Origin of the sequence: Pseudomonas pharyngis, assembly GCF_021602345.1 — a bacterium.
In the GTDB taxonomy this organism is placed as follows: Bacteria; Pseudomonadota; Gammaproteobacteria; order Pseudomonadales; family Pseudomonadaceae; genus Aquipseudomonas; species Aquipseudomonas pharyngis.
Genome location: NZ_BQID01000033.1, coordinates 1 through 15,392, shown reverse-complemented (window position 1 = coordinate 15,392; position 15,392 = coordinate 1). Strand labels below are relative to the sequence as shown.

General features: G+C 59.7%; 14 protein-coding genes and 2 pseudogenes. 6 read left to right on the top strand and 10 right to left on the bottom strand.

What is annotated here, in order from left to right:
- The 4 genes from L6D74_RS29715 to L6D74_RS29700 form a co-directional block, all read left to right on the top strand.
- Positions 1 to 1,145: GntT/GntP/DsdX family permease (locus L6D74_RS29715; protein ID WP_236191675.1), on the top strand; the 1,145-nt coding region annotated here is incomplete at its 5' end.
- Positions 1,146 to 1,160: 15 nt separating this feature from the next.
- Positions 1,161 to 2,021: a MurR/RpiR family transcriptional regulator gene (locus tag L6D74_RS29710; protein WP_007953817.1), complete on the top strand. Its 861-nt coding sequence runs from the start codon at positions 1,161 to 1,163 to the stop codon at positions 2,019 to 2,021.
- Position 2,022: 1 nt separating this feature from the next.
- On the top strand, positions 2,023 to 3,480 hold the full coding sequence (locus L6D74_RS29705; protein WP_236191673.1) for a D-aminoacylase: 1,458 nt from the start codon (positions 2,023 to 2,025) through the stop codon (positions 3,478 to 3,480).
- Between the two features lie 117 nt (positions 3,481 to 3,597).
- Positions 3,598 to 3,966 (top strand): glyoxalase superfamily protein, encoded by a 369-nt coding sequence (locus L6D74_RS29700; RefSeq protein WP_064593313.1) that lies wholly within the window; start codon positions 3,598 to 3,600, stop codon positions 3,964 to 3,966.
- Here L6D74_RS29700 and gliR read toward each other — a convergent pair.
- The 4 genes and pseudogenes from gliR to L6D74_RS30300 form a co-directional block, all read right to left on the bottom strand.
- On the bottom strand, positions 3,963 to 4,991 hold the full coding sequence (gene gliR / locus L6D74_RS29695) for an AraC family transcriptional regulator GliR (RefSeq protein WP_236191672.1): 1,029 nt from the start codon (positions 4,989 to 4,991) through the stop codon (positions 3,963 to 3,965). The two genes, L6D74_RS29700 and gliR, sit on opposite strands and share 4 nt — an antisense overlap.
- Positions 4,992 to 5,230: 239 nt before the next feature.
- Entirely contained in the window at positions 5,231 to 5,614 is a 384-nt protein-coding gene (locus L6D74_RS29690; protein WP_011332363.1) for a DUF6124 family protein, read from the bottom strand.
- A 466-nt stretch (positions 5,615 to 6,080) separates the two neighbouring features.
- Positions 6,081 to 6,677 (bottom strand): annotated as a pseudogene (locus tag L6D74_RS30305) (methyl-accepting chemotaxis protein); the annotation flags it as partial.
- A gap of 261 nt (positions 6,678 to 6,938) precedes the next feature.
- A pseudogene (locus tag L6D74_RS30300) lies at positions 6,939 to 8,000 on the bottom strand (methyl-accepting chemotaxis protein); the annotation flags it as partial.
- Positions 8,001 to 8,244: 244 nt separating this feature from the next.
- Here L6D74_RS30300 and pmrG point away from each other — a divergent pair.
- Together pmrG and L6D74_RS29675 are read left to right on the top strand one after the other, a co-directional pair.
- Positions 8,245 to 8,916 (top strand): lipopolysaccharide core heptose(II)-phosphate phosphatase PmrG, encoded by a 672-nt coding sequence (pmrG, locus tag L6D74_RS29680; RefSeq protein ID WP_236191668.1) that lies wholly within the window; start codon positions 8,245 to 8,247, stop codon positions 8,914 to 8,916.
- A complete protein-coding gene (locus L6D74_RS29675; protein ID WP_236191665.1) occupies positions 8,913 to 9,734 on the top strand; it encodes a phosphatase PAP2 family protein in 822 nt (273 codons plus the stop codon). Before pmrG ends, L6D74_RS29675 begins: the two co-directional genes overlap by 4 nt.
- A 65-nt stretch (positions 9,735 to 9,799) precedes the next feature.
- Here the strand turns inward: L6D74_RS29675 and L6D74_RS29670 are convergent, their stop codons facing one another.
- From L6D74_RS29670 to L6D74_RS29645, 6 genes are all read right to left on the bottom strand, one after another.
- A complete protein-coding gene (locus tag L6D74_RS29670) occupies positions 9,800 to 11,233 on the bottom strand; it encodes an ArnT family glycosyltransferase (protein WP_236191664.1) in 1,434 nt (477 codons plus the stop codon).
- Positions 11,234 to 11,301: 68 nt separating this feature from the next.
- Positions 11,302 to 11,889, bottom strand: a complete 588-nt coding sequence (gene rimJ, locus L6D74_RS29665) for a ribosomal protein S5-alanine N-acetyltransferase (RefSeq protein ID WP_236191662.1) — start codon at positions 11,887 to 11,889, stop codon at positions 11,302 to 11,304.
- Positions 11,877 to 12,089 (bottom strand): hypothetical protein, encoded by a 213-nt coding sequence (locus L6D74_RS29660; protein ID WP_236191659.1) that lies wholly within the window; start codon positions 12,087 to 12,089, stop codon positions 11,877 to 11,879. The genes rimJ and L6D74_RS29660 overlap by 13 nt, the downstream gene beginning before the upstream one ends.
- Before the next feature lie 17 nt (positions 12,090 to 12,106).
- Entirely contained in the window at positions 12,107 to 12,475 is a 369-nt protein-coding gene (locus L6D74_RS29655) for a DUF6124 family protein (protein ID WP_085666932.1), read from the bottom strand.
- Positions 12,476 to 12,937: 462 nt separating this feature from the next.
- Positions 12,938 to 14,806 carry a DUF2075 domain-containing protein gene (locus L6D74_RS29650; RefSeq protein WP_236191657.1) on the bottom strand — a complete coding sequence of 623 codons (1,869 nt, stop codon included), beginning with the start codon at positions 14,804 to 14,806 and terminating at the stop codon, positions 12,938 to 12,940.
- Between the two features lie 24 nt (positions 14,807 to 14,830).
- Positions 14,831 to 15,214 carry a nucleotide pyrophosphohydrolase gene (locus tag L6D74_RS29645; RefSeq protein ID WP_236191654.1) on the bottom strand — a complete coding sequence of 128 codons (384 nt, stop codon included), beginning with the start codon at positions 15,212 to 15,214 and terminating at the stop codon, positions 14,831 to 14,833.
- Between the last annotated feature and the right edge of the window lie 178 nt (positions 15,215 to 15,392).

Genomic DNA, 15,392 nt, shown 5'->3' with positions numbered 1-15,392 from the left:
CGCTAGTGGTGGCGCTGGGGACGATGCTCGGCAAGATGATGGCCGAGTCCGGTGGCGCCGAGCAGATGGCGAGCACGTTGATCGAGCGCTTTGGCGAGAAGAACGCGCACTGGGCGATGGTGTGCATTGCATTTCTGGTGGGGCTGCCGCTGTTTTTCGAAGTCGGTTTCGTGTTGCTGGTGCCGATTGCCTTTACCGTGGCGCGGCGGGTCGGCGTGTCGATCCTGATGGTCGGTTTGCCGATGGTCGCGGGGCTGTCGGTGGTGCATGCGCTGGTGCCGCCGCACCCGGCGGCGATGCTGGCGGTGCAGGCCTATCAGGCGTCGGTCGGGCAGACCTTGCTGTACGCGATTGCCATCGGCATTCCGACGGCGATCATTGCCGGCCCCCTGTACGCCAAATTCATCGTGCCGCGCATTCATTTGCCGGCGGATAACCCGCTGGAAAAACAATTTCTCGACCGCGAGCCGCGTGACAAGCTGCCGGGTTTCGGCATCACCATGGCGACCATTCTGTTGCCGGTGGTGCTGATGCTGATCGGCGGCTGGGCCAACCTGATTTCCACGCCCGGCAGCGGCTTCAATCAATTCCTGTTGTTCATCGGCAACTCGGTGATCGCGCTGTTGCTGGCGACGCTGTTGAGTTTCTGGACCCTCGGCATTGCCCAGGGTTTTAACCGCGAATCGATCCTCAAATTCACCAACGAATGCCTGGCACCGACCGCCAGCATCACCTTGCTGGTGGGCGCCGGTGGCGGGCTGAACCGGATTCTGGTGGACGCCGGCGTCACCGATCAGATCGTCGGCCTGGCCCACGAATTTCACCTGTCGCCGCTGATCATGGGCTGGCTATTCGCCGCCCTGATGCGCATCGCCACCGGTTCGGCCACGGTCGCGATGACCACGGCTTCCGGCGTGGTCGCGCCCGTGGCCATCGGTCTGGGTTATCCACACCCGGAACTGCTGGTGCTGGCGACCGGCGCGGGCTCGGTTATCTTTTCCCACGTCAACGACGGCGGCTTCTGGTTGATCAAGGAATACTTCAACATGACCGTGGCCCAGACGTTCAAGACCTGGACGGTGCTGGAAACCCTGATCTCGATTGTCGCTTTCGCCCTGACCGTCGGTCTTTCTTACCTGCTGTAGTCGGAGTTATCCGCCATGGACATCCTCTATCAGATCCGCGCCCGTCAGGATTCCTTCAGCGCCGGTGAAGGACGCATCGCCCGTCTGATGCTCGACGACGTAGGATTTGCCGCCTCCGCCAGCCTCGAAGAGCTGGCGCAGCGGGCCGAAGTCAGCACCGCCACGCTGTCGCGCTTCGCCCGCACCGTCGGTTGTCGCGACCTGCGCGATCTGCGACTGCAACTGGCCCAGGCCAGCGGCGTCGGCAGCCGTTTCCTCGACCCGGCGGGCACTCCCGAGCAGTCGGCGTTTTACGGGCAGATCGTCGGCGATATCGAAACCACCCTGCGTCAGCATCTGGCGGCGTTCGATGAATCGCGCTTCGCCGATGCGGTGAAACTGCTGGGCCAGGCGCGGATGATCCACGCCTTCGGCATCGGCGGTTGCTCGACCCTGTGCAGCGATGAGTTGCAGGTGCGACTGGTGCGCCTCGGCTACCCGATTGCGGTGTGCCACGACGCGGTGATGATGCGTGTCACCGCCGCCAGCCTCAGCGCCGAGCAGGTGGTGATCGTCTGTTCGCTGACCGGCATCACCCCGGAGTTGCTGGAGACCGTAGCGCTGGCGCGCAACTACGGCGCACGGATTCTCGCCATCACCCGCGCCGACTCACCGCTGGCGGAACTGGCCGACATCGTCCTGCCGCTGCAAGGCGCCGAGACCTCGTTCATCTACAAACCGACGGCGGCGCGCTACGGCATGCTGCTCGCCATCGACGTGCTGGCCACCGAGCTTGCGCTGGCCAATCCTGAAGACAATCAAGAACGTCTGCGGCGGATCAAACTCGCCCTCGACGAATACCGTGGCGGCGACGATCACCTGCCGCTGGGAGACTGACATGCTGCACGACACCCTGATTCGCAACGCCCTGGTCATCGACGGCAGCAACCGCCCCGGTTATACCGCCGACGTGGCGATCCTCGATGGCCGCATCGCGCAGATCGGCGACTTGCGCGAGGCCCGCGCCAGCGAGGAAATCGACGCCGCCGGCCGTGTGCTGGCGCCGGGTTTCATCGACGTGCACACCCACGACGACACCGTGGTGATCCGCCAGCCACAGATGTTGCCCAAGCTCAGCCAGGGCGTGACCACGGTGATTGTCGGCAACTGCGGGATCAGTGCGGCGCCGGTCAGCTTGCGCGGTGATCCGCCGGATCCGATGAACCTGCTCGGCTCGGCGGCAGCGTTCGTCTATCCGCGCTTCAGCGACTACCGCGCAGCGGTGGAAGCGGCCAACACCACGCTTAACGTCGCGGCACTGGTCGGCCACACGGCGCTGCGCAGCAATCACCTCGATGATCTGTTCCGCACCGCGACCGACGCTGAAATCACCGCCATGCGCGAGCAGTTGCGTGAAAGCCTGGAGGCGGGCGCCCTCGGTTTATCCACAGGTCTGGCCTATGCGAGCGCGTTCTCGGCATCCACCGATGAAGTCATGCAATTGACCGAAGAGTTGAATGCATTTGGCGCGGTGTACACCACCCACCTGCGCAGTGAATTCGAACCGGTGCTGGAAGCGATGGACGAGGCCTTCCGCATCGGACGCCACGCCCAGTCGCCGGTGATCATTTCCCACCTCAAATGTGCCGGCGCCGGTAACTGGGGGCGCAGTCCGCAGTTGCTCGCCTCGCTGGAGGAGGCGGCGAAAACTCACCCGGTCGGCTGCGATTGCTATCCGTATGCGGCGAGTTCTTCGACGCTGGATCTGAAGCAGGTCACCGACGCTCACCGCATCACCATCACTTGGTCGACGCCGCATCCCGAAATGGGCGGTCGCGACCTGATGGACATCGCCGCCGAATGGAACCTGTCATTGCTCGACGCCGCCAAACGCCTGCAACCGGCGGGCGCGGTGTATTACGGCATGGACGAGAACGACGTGCGCCGGATCCTCGCCCATCCGCTGTCGATGGTTGGCTCCGATGGCCTGCCGGAAGACCCATTCCCGCACCCGCGTCTGTGGGGGGCTTTCCCACGGGTGCTCGGACATTTCAGTCGTGATGTCGGGCTGTTTCCGCTGCACACCGCCGTGCACAAGATGACCGGTCTGTCGGCGTCGCGATTCGGTCTGAAGGAAAGGGGCGAGATTCGTGAAGGCCACTGGGCGGATCTGGTGTTGTTCGACCCGGCGACCGTGCGTGACGTGGCGGATTTCAACGACCCGCAACGTGCCGCGCAAGGCATCGACGGGGTGTGGATCAATGGTGTGTTGAGTTATCGCGACGGCCAGGCCAACGGGCAAACAGCAGGGCGGTTCCTGGCGCGCCAGGGCGATCTGCGCGACGGCTTTCGTTGAATTTTGCTGACTGCGTCACGGTGATGGCACATTGCAATTAAAGAAAGCCATCACCAAGCCGAATTGCTGACATCCACCCCGGCTACACTCTGGGGCCAATCAGTCAGGGAGCAACCCATGAGCTTCGGCAAAACCACCCCGATTCTGCGGATTTTCGATGAAGCCAAAGCCGTGGAGTTCTACGTCGACTTCCTCGGCTTCAAGATCGACTGGCAGCATCGTTTCGAACCCGGTTTCCCGTTGTACCTGCAAGTGTCGCGCGGCGAGTGTGTGCTGCATCTGTCCGAACACCACGGCGATGCGACACCGGGTTCGGCCCTGCGGATCGAGACCGATGAGCTGGAGGCGTTTCAGCAGCAGTTGCTGGCCAAGGAATACACGTTTTCGCATCCACAGATTCAGGCCATGCCGTGGGGCAGCCAGGACATGACCATCGCCGATCCGTTCGGCAATCGTCTGGTGTTCACCAACGCGATCAGCCTCTAGCCGTCGTTCGAGACCCGGTGAGTCTGCCGAAACTCACCGGGCGGCATGCCGCGTCGGCTCTTGAAGGCGCGGTGAAAGGAGCGTGATTCGCTGAAGCCCAGATACTGGGCGATGTCCTGAATCGGCAGGGTGCTGTTGAGCAGGTAATGCTCGGCCAGTTCCTGGCGCAGTTCATCGAGAATCTGCTGATACGACGTGCCGGCCTGATGCAACTGGCGTTGCAGCGTGCGCACCGACACGGCGAGATGTTCGGCCACCTGTTCCTTGCGCGGCAGGCCTTCCTTGAGCAACTGGCGCAGGATGCTTTTGACCCGCTGCTCCAGCGACGCATCCTCCAGCGTCGCCATCAAACTCTGCGCGTGCTCTTCCAGGGTGCGCAGCAAATGCGCATCGGCCTGGCGCAACGGCAATTGCAAATATGGCAACGGCACGATCAGCGCTGAATACGCCTGATCGAACAGCACCGGGCATTCAAAAAACTGTTCGTACTGCGTCAGCGTCGTGCCCGCCGGGAGTGAGTGTTCCAGCCACACCGCGGCCGGCGACAGTCGGGTATCGGCGATCCAGCGCGCGTATTGCAGCCAGGAGCCAAGCACGTTTTCCACCAGATGCCGGCGAATCCGCGGCCGCTCAAAGCGACAGCTCCAGATCAGGTGTACGTGGCTGTCGTGTACCTCGGCGCGGCTGACGCCCATGTCGCCCACCAGTTTTTCGAACGGCATGATGCGGCTCATGGCATCGCCCAATGTCGCGCAATTCATGGTGATGTAACCCAGCACGCTCCACGAGTTGGGCAGGACGAAATTCGCCGCGTTGAGGCCGAACAGCGGATCGCCCGAGTGTTCGCAAAAGTAATCGAGCAACCGCTCATGGGTTTCCCCCGGCAAGCGCAGGCTGTTGTCGCTCAACTGCTGCGCCTGCAACCCGGCCGCCGCCAACGCAGGCTCGATGGCCATGCCCAGATGTTCGGCATGGCGCAGGTACTTGAGCAGCGGTGGGACGGAGGTGAAGCCGAGCGATTGCATGACTGAATCCTCTTGATCGAGGCCGCCGTGGGCGGATGAGCGCTCTGAAAGGTAATTTGAATCCGCGAATAAAGTAAATGGCTGACGCTTGCGCGACGTTGGGGGTTGAGGTGATCAACCCTTGGAGAATTTGAGCGAGACAAGCCTTAAGTCTTTGTGACAAAGCCCGCGTCCTGCGGGCTTTGTCATTGAACGATCAATAAGAAGCGGCGAGTGCACCGCACTCGCCATCTCCCGCATCAATCCGTCGGCACGACCTTGTCCAGCGCACGGTTAACGGCCAGTTCGGCGATCATCACGATCTGGGCGATGCCTTGCAGGGTCTTGCGGTGGCTGCCTTCGACCAGCGCCACATGATTGTTGAGCATGACGGTGGCGGAGCCGAGGGATTCGCTGGCGTCGACCAACAGGGATTCGGTGTCGGCTTCGGGGTGAGCCTGGTAGAGGGTGTTGGGTTTGTAGGGCGCGGCCATGATGTGGGCGCTGAGTGGACCCAGGTGATAATCGAGGGCGCGCTCGGCGGCTTCGTTGAAGCGTTTCGAACCGGGGCATTCGTAGGGGGATGCCGGATCCGGGAGGGTTGTGGGTTCGGTGAGTGGTGGGTTTGGCGTTACCTTGAACATAGATGCTTACCTCTGATGAGGCTGCGCCCATTTCGCCGCTGAGCAAAAGGGAGGCAGCTGTGCGCAAGTTAGCGGCCCGGTAAGCATCACAACCCGGCGCATCCGAAGATGCCATGCGCACAGCCACCATCAAGTGCAGGCGAATGCCTGACTGGATCGGACGTGTACAACCGTGAACGCATGCCGAACCGCTAAGTTCGATCACTGGAAATCAGTGACGCAATCAAATTACGCAGCCAGCCCAAGGCGCACAAGCCGGCGGATTCTGGCGTAGCCGTAGGCAACGGCGCAAGGTTTTGTGGGCTTCGGGACGTATCACGGCGTGTCCTTAAACACCCCTGACCAACCGTGTGTAATTGCGATTCAGAACCCGTCATCCAATTCCTGAAAATGGCAATTTCAGGACAAAAAAGAAGGGCAGCTTTTCAGCTGCCCTTCTTTGTACTTCGGTTTTCGTGTGCAGGGTTTACACGCGGAAATGACTCACCATCTGCTGCAACTGCCCACCCAACCGCGCCAGTTCAACACTGGACTTGGCCGTCTCATCACTCGCCGCCGCGGTCTGTTCCGACACGTCACGGACGTTGATGATGCTGCGGCTGATTTCCTCGGCCACGGCGCTTTGCTGTTCGGCGGCAGCGGCGATCTGCTGGTTCATCGACTGGATGTTCGACACCGTGCGGGTGATGTTTTCCAGGGAGTCGCCAGCCTTGCGGGTCAGGGCGACGCTGCTGTCGGTCAGGGCGCGGCTGTTGTTCATCACGGCAGCCACTTGCTGCGTGCCGTTCTGCAGACCGGCCACCAGACCTTCGATTTCCTCGGTGGATTTCTGCGTGCGCTGGGCCAGGCCACGGACTTCGTCGGCGACCACGGCAAAACCGCGACCGGCTTCACCGGCACGGGCGGCTTCGATGGCGGCGTTGAGGGCCAGCAGGTTGGTCTGTTCGGCCACGGCCTTGATCACGTCCATGACGCTGCCGATCTTGTCGCTTTCCTGTTGCAGCACGCTCATGGCTTCGGTGGAACGCACCACTTCGCTGGCCAGACGTTCGATCTGGGCGATGGCTTCGTTCACCACTTTGTCGCCTTCGCGGGCTTCGCCGTCAGCGGCGGCTGCGGCTTGCGAAGCTTCTTCGGCGTTGCGCGCGACTTCCTGCACGGTGGCAGTCATCTCGTGCATGGCGGTGGCGACCTGATCGGTCTCGACCTTCTGGCTGTTCACGCCGGCACTGGTCTGTTCGGTCACGGCCGACAGTTCTTCGGCGGCGCTGGCGATCTGGGTCACGCCGTCGCGGATGCCGCTGATCAGGTCGCGCAGGGTTACGCCCATGCGGGCGATGCCTTGTTGCAGCACGCCGAGTTCGTCGCGGCGGGTGACGATCACGTTCTGGCTCAGGTCGCCGCTGGCGATGCGGTCGACCACGGCCATGGTTTCCTGCAGCGGACGGGTGATCTGACGGGTGATGATGAAGGCAGCTATGATGCCGACCAGCAACGCCAGCAGGGTGCTGATCAGTTGCAGGGTGCGGGCCTGGGCACTTTCCGCGTCACGGCGATCGAGTTGGATCTGATACAGCTGCTCGCTCAGGGATACGATCAGGTTGCCTTGGTCGGTCATTTCCTTGCGCGCCTGCACCGCATCGGTGTTGGCGTTCTTGAAGGCCTGCAAGGCGCTGCGGTAGTTGGTCAGTGCGGTTTCCAGCTGACGCAGAGCGTCCTGTTGGGTGCTGGCGAAATGCATGTTCAGTGGCTTGAGGCTGGCGATGGCTGTATCCAGTTGGCCGACAGCTTTCTGCTCGGTTTCGGCGTTGGCGGTGGCGGTGTAGCCACGCACTTCGTAGCGCGCCAGGATGAACGCTTCCTTGGCGGCGGTGACGGCCTGGAACTGCTCGAAACGCTCATCGCTCAGCGGCATTTGCTGGACGCGGTTGCTCAGCGCTTCGATCAGGCCGTAAGCCGTCGCGGCACTGGTGGCCATCGAGTCGCGCGCCGTGTTGCCGGTGCGGTAGGCGTTACGCATCTTGTTGAGCGACGTCTGGTACTCGGCGATGGTCGCCGCCTGCTCCTTGAGCAGCTTGACGTTTTCCGGGCTCTTGAAGCTGCTGATCAGCTTCTGCTGTTGGGCGGCGAATCCGTCGAGGGTGGTCTGCACGTTCTGCGCGGCGGTTTCGTCGCCGTTGGTCAGCATGTATTGCAGGCGCACCACGCGCAGTTTGGTCAGGCCAGCGTTGAGCTGGGTGATGTCGCTCATCCAGTTGCTGCGGTCAATCAGGCCGCCCAGGCTGGTCCAGCCGGTGAGCGCCAGAATGCAGGTCAGGGCCAGGACGAGGCCGAAACCCAGCCCCAGTTTCAGGTTAACGCTGATGTTGCCGAACCAGCTATTCATCAAAAATCCTCCAGAAAAACGTTGTGCGTCTTGATCGTCGGTCAGGCTGGAAGATTGTTGTTTTTTTGCGCCAGCAAGGGTGTAAGCAGGACTGTATCGGCCGCAAATCCGAGAGCTGAAAGGATTTTGTCCTACGGAATTTGTAACAAGCGCCTCCAAGACTTTTTTCACATGGGTTTCACTGGCTGCCCACGCCGTGCTCTCTAACCTCGCCGCATCGAATGACATGTGATGGCGGCTTTTTGTGGAATTGCGACTGAGTCTGTTCGGCGTCAAGCGCTCGATTGATCTGAGCGGTCTGGCCCGTTTTCGAAACACCTGGGTGGTCTTGGCGGCGTCGGTGCTGGTCATTCCGCTGACCCTCTGGCTGCTGGCCCCGGCGGCGGTGCCGGACCTTGCCCACGGCAATGTGGCCGGGGCACAGGCGCTGAAGGACGGTTGGAACAAAGGCGACATCATCGTGCTGGTGCGCCACGTCGAGCGCTGCGACCACTCGAAAGCCGCTTGCCTGAGCGGCCACGATGGCATCACCGATCGCTCGCGCAGTGTCGCGGTGAGCGTCGGCGCGCAGTTCGAGCAGTTGGGCCTGGACAACGCCGACGTCTACAACAGCCCGATGGTGCGCACGATGCAGACCGCCGGCTACATGTTCAAAAAGGCGGCGACCGGCGAAGACTGGCTGATCAGTTGCAAGGGCCGGATGTTGCAGGATGCGCTCGCGCACAAGGTCCCGGGACGCAACCTGATTCTGGTGACCCACAGCGAATGCATGGCGCAGCTGGAAAAAGACCTCAAGGTGCCGGCCTCGACCCTCGGGTACGGCGCATCGCTGTTTGTTTCCGCCGCCAGCCCGGCGGCCCCACAGATGCTCGGCTTCATTGAAGCCTCCGACTGGCGCACGGTGACCACCCAATGAAATCCCGCTTTTATGCTTACAACTTCGGCATCCCGCTGCTCTGCGCAGCCGTGGTTTTTCTGATGTTCGACATGACCCGTATCGACATCGCGTTCAGCAATCTGCTGTTCGATCCGCTGACCCACACGTTCCCGCTCGACAAGGTCCACTTCTTCGAAAAGCTGACCCACAAGTGGGCGCGGATCATTCCGAACTGGACTGCGGAAATCGCCTTGATCGGCGCGGTGTTGTCGTTTGTCTGGCCGCTGCTGAAACCGCAAAAGCATCCGCGTCTGGGTGGTTTTCTCGAGCGCAGCAAAGTCGCCCGGGTGCTGCGCTTTGCCGCCGATCACCGTAGGGATTTTCTGTTTGTGGTGGTGGCTTTCGCGGTCTGCACCGGGGTGATCCATTTCCTCAAGGCACACACCAGCGTCTACTGCCCGATCGAGACCACGCTGTACGGCGGAAAGATGCCGCACATCGAGTGGTACAACAATTTCCAGCTGTTCCACGAAGCGGGTGAAGGGCGTTGCTGGCCGGGCGGCCATGCCTCCGGTGGCTTCACCATGCTGGCGCTGTATTTCGTGGCGCGTCGTTATCAATGGCGTTTCTCCAGCACGTTGTTGTGGGGCTCGCTGCTGCTCGGTTTTGTCTACGGCACTACGCGAGTTCTACAGGGCTGGCACTACATGTCCCACACGTTCTGGGCCGGCATCTTCGTGTGGCTGGCGTGTTTGCTGACGGCGCTGGCGTTCTACGGGCGGGCTCGTCTGGAGTTGCCGGTGTTGAGCAAGCGAGAGCGGAAGGTGTTCGGCGCACAGCCTGAGGTTTCTCTCTGAGGCCTCGCCGCTGAAATGGTAAACCCGCCATCACCGGCGGGTTTTTCGTTTTTGCTGTCGTGGCGTCAGTAGCCCACGAAGTAATACGCCTGGCGCCCGACCATCATGGTCTTGTGGACTTTCAGCGGGGCGGTGGGTTCGCTGTCTCCCGACATCACGGCGATATTCGATGGCGAGGCGCTGAGGAAGTCCTTCAATTGCGCATCGGTGTCCAGGCCCTTGAGGACGCTCCGGGTATAGAACACGCTGGCGCCGCCGACCCGCTCGTTGGCTTGAAACAGTGCGACCTGATTGCCGCTTTCTTGCAGCGACTGAATGTGTTCGGTCAGCGGCAGGAACGACAGGTGTTTATCGGCGTTCGGCAGTGCCCATTGCGCGGCACCTAGATAGCTGGTGATGACCACCGCCAGTATCCCCGCCGCCAGTGTCTGACGGTGACGGGCGATGCGTCCGACAAAACCATTCCTGTGATCCTTCAACCTGTCGAACAGCACGCCTGCATATTCCGCCGCGATCACTGCCGCTGCGGGTGTCATCGACATCAGGTACACCGTGCGTTTGCTCGAGGCCAGGGTCAGCAGGATGAATTGCGCAATGATCCACAGGCTGAAAAACAGCAGGTAACGGTTGGCTTTCAGTTCCTTGCGAAAATGCCACAGGCCCAGGTACACCAGAATGTTCCAGGGCAGAAACGCCTGCGGCAGCTTGGCGAGGTAGTAGTAGAACGGCTCGTAGTGGCCGGCTTCGACGAACGATCCGCTGAAGCGTCCGACGCTGTTGGTCAGCAACACTTCGCTGACGGCCTGGACGCCGCCACGTTGATAGAGCACGGCGAGCCAGATCATCAGCGGGATCAGGCCGACAAGGGTCAGTAAACCCGGACGCAGCCAGTCCGTCAGCTTGAAGCGCTTGTCCATCAGGTTGTCGGCCAGCAGAAAAGCGAAAATCACCACCCCCGGCATCGCCAGCCCGAGCACGCCTTTGCTCAACGTAGCGATCGCAATCCCGACTACAAACAGCAACGAGTTGCCCGGGTTCGATGCTCGCTGCGCCTGGAAGAACGCCAACAGTGCCGTGGTCACTCCAAGTGCGAGCAACGCATCCTCGCCGACCCCGCGCACGTTGCTCCAGTAACTGGCCATGGTCGCCAGCAGAATCCCCGCCGTCCAGGCGATGGCCTTCGGGCGTTCGAAGCGGCGCAACATGGCGTACAGCAGCATCACGCTGAGCAACCCGGCCACCGCCGACGCCAGTCGCACCGCCCAGGGCGAGACGCCGAAAACCCGCAAGGCGCCAGCGTCCAGCCACAGACTCAGGGGCGGTTTTTCCAGAAAGGGCTCGCCGAACAGACGCGGTGTCACCCAGTCGTTGTCCAGGTGCATCTCCATCGCAATGCCCGCAACCCGGGCCTCGGTGGAGCCTTGCAGTTGATGGCTGCCGAGGGCGAAAAAGAACAGCAGGGCGGCAAGCAGAAGCAGAGAAGAGGCGGCACGCGACATGGGTTCAGGCAACCGGAAGTGAGCGGAAACCCGAGCTTACGCGGCCAATCCTTAATAATTTGTGAACGTCAGGACAGCGGTCGCGACCAGCGTTGCTCCGACGTTTCGAAACGCGGATTGACCCGCGCCGTCAGCACATGATCCTGCCAGCGCCCGGCAATGTTCAGATACGCCTTGGCATAGCCTTCACGCTCGAACCCGAGGCGCTCCAGCAACCGGGCGCTGCGCTCATTGCCGGGAATGTAATTGGCCATGATCCGGTGCAGGTTCTGGGTCACGAACATATAGGCGATGGCCGCCTCCAGCGCTTCCTGCATCAACCCCTTGCCCTGATGCGCCTCGTCGATGTGATAACCCAGATAACACGCCTGAAACGCACCGCGAATGATCCCGCTGAAATTGCAGGCGCCGATCATCTGCTCGCCGTCCGGGGTCAGCAACGCCATATGCACCGCCAGCCCGGCTTCGAAGGCGCTGGCCTGAATTTCAAGGCGTCGACGGATCTGCTCGGTGGAAAAGTAATCGGTGGTACGAATCGGCGACCACGGCGCGAGGTGACGTTGATTGCGCTGGTAGAACGCGCTTTCCAGCGGCGCCTGATCCGGGTCGAGTACCGCGAGCGTGAGGTGTTGACAGGGCAGGGTCAGCAGCGGCATCGGGTGCTCCGGGTCTCGGGATTGAACACCAGAATTGCCCGGTGGGCGGGAAAATACAAATCGCCGCCAAACTGCGGGCGAAAAAAAGCCCGCAGGAGCGCGGGCGAACCGTAGTTTCTTGAATGAGCGAGGCCAATGTACACGGCCATCACCGCCGCCGGGGTGAAGAAAAGTTCATGTCGATGAACGACTTGCGTCATCGACGAGCGTTCGTTTTTCAGTGCACGACAGGCGCCGTCGTACGAGGCACCAGATTCACCGGATCAAGGTTCTCCACGGCGCGATTGACCAGCATTTCGGTCATGATCGACAGCTGCCGGATCGCCAGCAACCGGCTGCGCTGAGAGCCCGTGAAATCATCGGCGATGTTCGCCGTCATCATATTGAGCGCTGCCAGGGTTTCGCAGGCATGGGTCAGCAGAGTGGCCGTATCCACATCGGTGCGCACGGAAAAAATCTCGTTGAACGGCAGGGTGCGACGCGGCTTTCTCACGTATTCCTGAGGCTGGGCAAGCACAGCGGGTTCTTTCGATTCGGTCTCGTGAGACGGTGTTTGATCAGGCAGGCTTGGGGTGTCTTTTTTCATGACGAGGCTCCATGGTTTCAGGCTCCCGGCGAATCCCTTTGGTAAACCATCTGCCGGGTTGCAGCGAAGCGCGAAGACTAGCGTTTGGAAGCATCTTGAACCAGTTCATGAAAGTCGACGCGGGTTGCGGGAAATTTCCTAGGACGGTGGGTGGAGGGATTGTCTGGACGAGGAAGTGTAGATGCGACGAGGCCCGCACTGGGTGGGCCTTGTCGTTGAGAGTTCGTGGGGCGGGGTAATTTGAAACTAGTCGGTATCTAACTGTTTTGGCTAGTAAATAATCGTTTGGTGAACTTACTTGGAATACCAGTCGAAACGCTGCATGGCCAGGATTCCATGGGCGGTGCTTTTTGAGAACCGTCCCCCCAAAATGAATGTGGCCAAATCTATCAAGCAAATGGTCGCGCTGTTGATTGTTGCCCCTGCGTTCACAGGTACAGGGGCTTCTAGCAAACGGTACCGTCAATGATTGCTGTGTTGGCTGAGCCGACTCTCGAAGTACTGCGCAGTCTCTTTGTCGGTGCAGTACAGGTAGCAACCCTTCATCCCACGTGTCATCAGAGTTCGGTATGTATTTTTGATGATCAGGTCTGTTTCTTTTTTCGCTAGGGTAGGTTGCTCTTTCATCATTTTTTTCCAGCCGCGAATCGATTTATCGTGCTTGTCGCGCTCGTCCGGGGATGTCACCACCTTACCGTCACGTACGATTAGGTCTGGCCCGATGATCACTCCGATGTAGTCGACTTCCAAACCTTGGCAGGTATGAATACAGCCAACTTGCTCAATGGAGTTCTCAGCGATGATCCATAGGCTGCCATCCTGATCAAGGTTCCATTGGCGTTTGTAATCACCAATGACGATATCAGCAGCGGTGGAGTCTTTCTTGCTCAGCCAAGGCCAGCAATAGCCCGCGACAACACGAGCTTTGTTTCCGTGGTTTTTCTCGTTGATTGCTTCATGCATCGCCTGAGGTGAGTCGAACACCTTAAACTCGTACTCTTGAGTCTCAAGCGTCGGATTTGCCGTCGAGCGAATGCCTAGCGTGTCATCCAGCCATGCTAGGTAACCGTCAGAACCACTGCAGCGAAACTGCGAAGAAAGCACGTGTTCTTCAACCTCAGCACCCTTGGCTTTTGCAAAGGTGCGTATCGCTTGCTTGCTGCCGATATCGCTCAAGGTTACGCGCTGGTCTTCATCAATGAAGAAAATTGTGCATTTCGCTGAATCAATCAGCTCTTTGATCTGGTTCTCCCCAAGGTTTCCGTAAAGCCCACTTTTCTCATTCAGCCGGTGAGCTTCGTCCACGATGAGCGCATCGAATGTGTTGGGTTCAGTGTCGATGAATGCCCCAGAGCCTGAAAAGAAATTCGAGAAGTGGCTGCGCTTGATGGTGCCAACCAGTTTGCTCTCGTAGACCTTGCGCGGGGCTGCGTTCTTGGAGACGTATTTGCTCATCAGCTTCAATTCGGTGAGCCTCACCAGCAGATTGATAGCCAGAACGGTCTTCCCGGTGCCGGGTCCACCTTCAATGATCATCACCTTGGGGGCTTCGTCCGAGGCCTCGCTTGCCGCCGCCAGCGCCGACTCGAAAATTGCTTTCTGATCGTCAATCAATACGAACTCGGGTTTGCCTTTCATCAACCCCCCGAGAGCTTCGGCTAGCGCCTTGGACGGGCGAATTTTCCCTTCGGACAGCTCGTAAAGAACCTCTTTATTGTCGCCATGACTTATATGCGTTTTCAGAAAGTTTCTGAGTTTACTGAGCTCTTCCGGGCCTTTCAGAAACAGCGGAGCCTTGCTGATGTGGGGCTCGTAGTGAGCTGAATCTATGACGCCGTCGCTGACGTAGTTATGGAGGTAGGCACACGGACGGATTTCGATGCTTTTGTCATACACCGCCTCGTTGAAGCCTTCCAACAGCGCTGCATATGACCACACCTGATAGGACGGGTGAATGGTCTCAATGAGGCCGCCACCCAATGCCGTTTTGACGATGGCATCCTTGGTTGTGGCGTTGGCCTTACTCCATTGCTTCAGCTCGATCAGTACGGCCTTTTTAGCCTGGTTTTCGTCACGACCGGTGAGCAGAAAGTCGATTCGCTTCGACGACTGCGGAATGTGCAATTCAATGGCCAGGCCTGCATCGCTCGGCAGGCCCTCATCTCTAAGGACCTTGGCCATGTACGTTAGGGATCCTTGCCACGACCTGATTTCCGAGGTGCCAACGTTTTTACCGGTAGCTTCCTTGTAATGCCTGAGGATCACCTCCTCAATGTCATCGTTATCGTTGTCTTCAAGAAATTGCTGTTTGGTCGCAGCGTAAACGATCACGGGTTGTCCTTAGATGCGGGTTGGTCAGAGTCGGTCGTACTTTTTGCTGCTGCTTCTGGCTTTATCCACGGGGTACTTCTGGCCATTCGAGGCGAGTTTCCGTGTCACCGCTTCGTTGAGATCAACGCCGAGTACGCTGCTCAGGCGAACCAGGTACATAAGTACGTCCGCCAGTTCGTCTTTTACGGCGAGGCCGATTTCGGGATCTTTAGCTACGGAAAGCGAATCGGCATCGCTCATCCATTGGAAAATCTCGCACAGCTCTCCTACCTCGCCAGTGAGCGCCAAGATGAGATTTTTTGGGGAGTGGAATTGCTGCCAGTCGCGATCATCTGCGAAACGCTGAAGGGATGCGGCAAGCTTCACTACGTCAACCAGTGGCGCTGATGAGCTGTCTGAGTCACTCACGGGGCTATCTCTTGGGGATCGGTAGGGGGTAAAAGCGTGTAGGAAGTCTGGCCTGGGATTGTAAGGGTTTTCTCTGTCTACGCAGATCTTTTGTTTTTCTCTCACACCTATCTGCCGGCAGAATTGCTTGTCAGCGTTTGCTATATCTTTTGAGAGTGACGAGGAGGGGGCAGGGTGT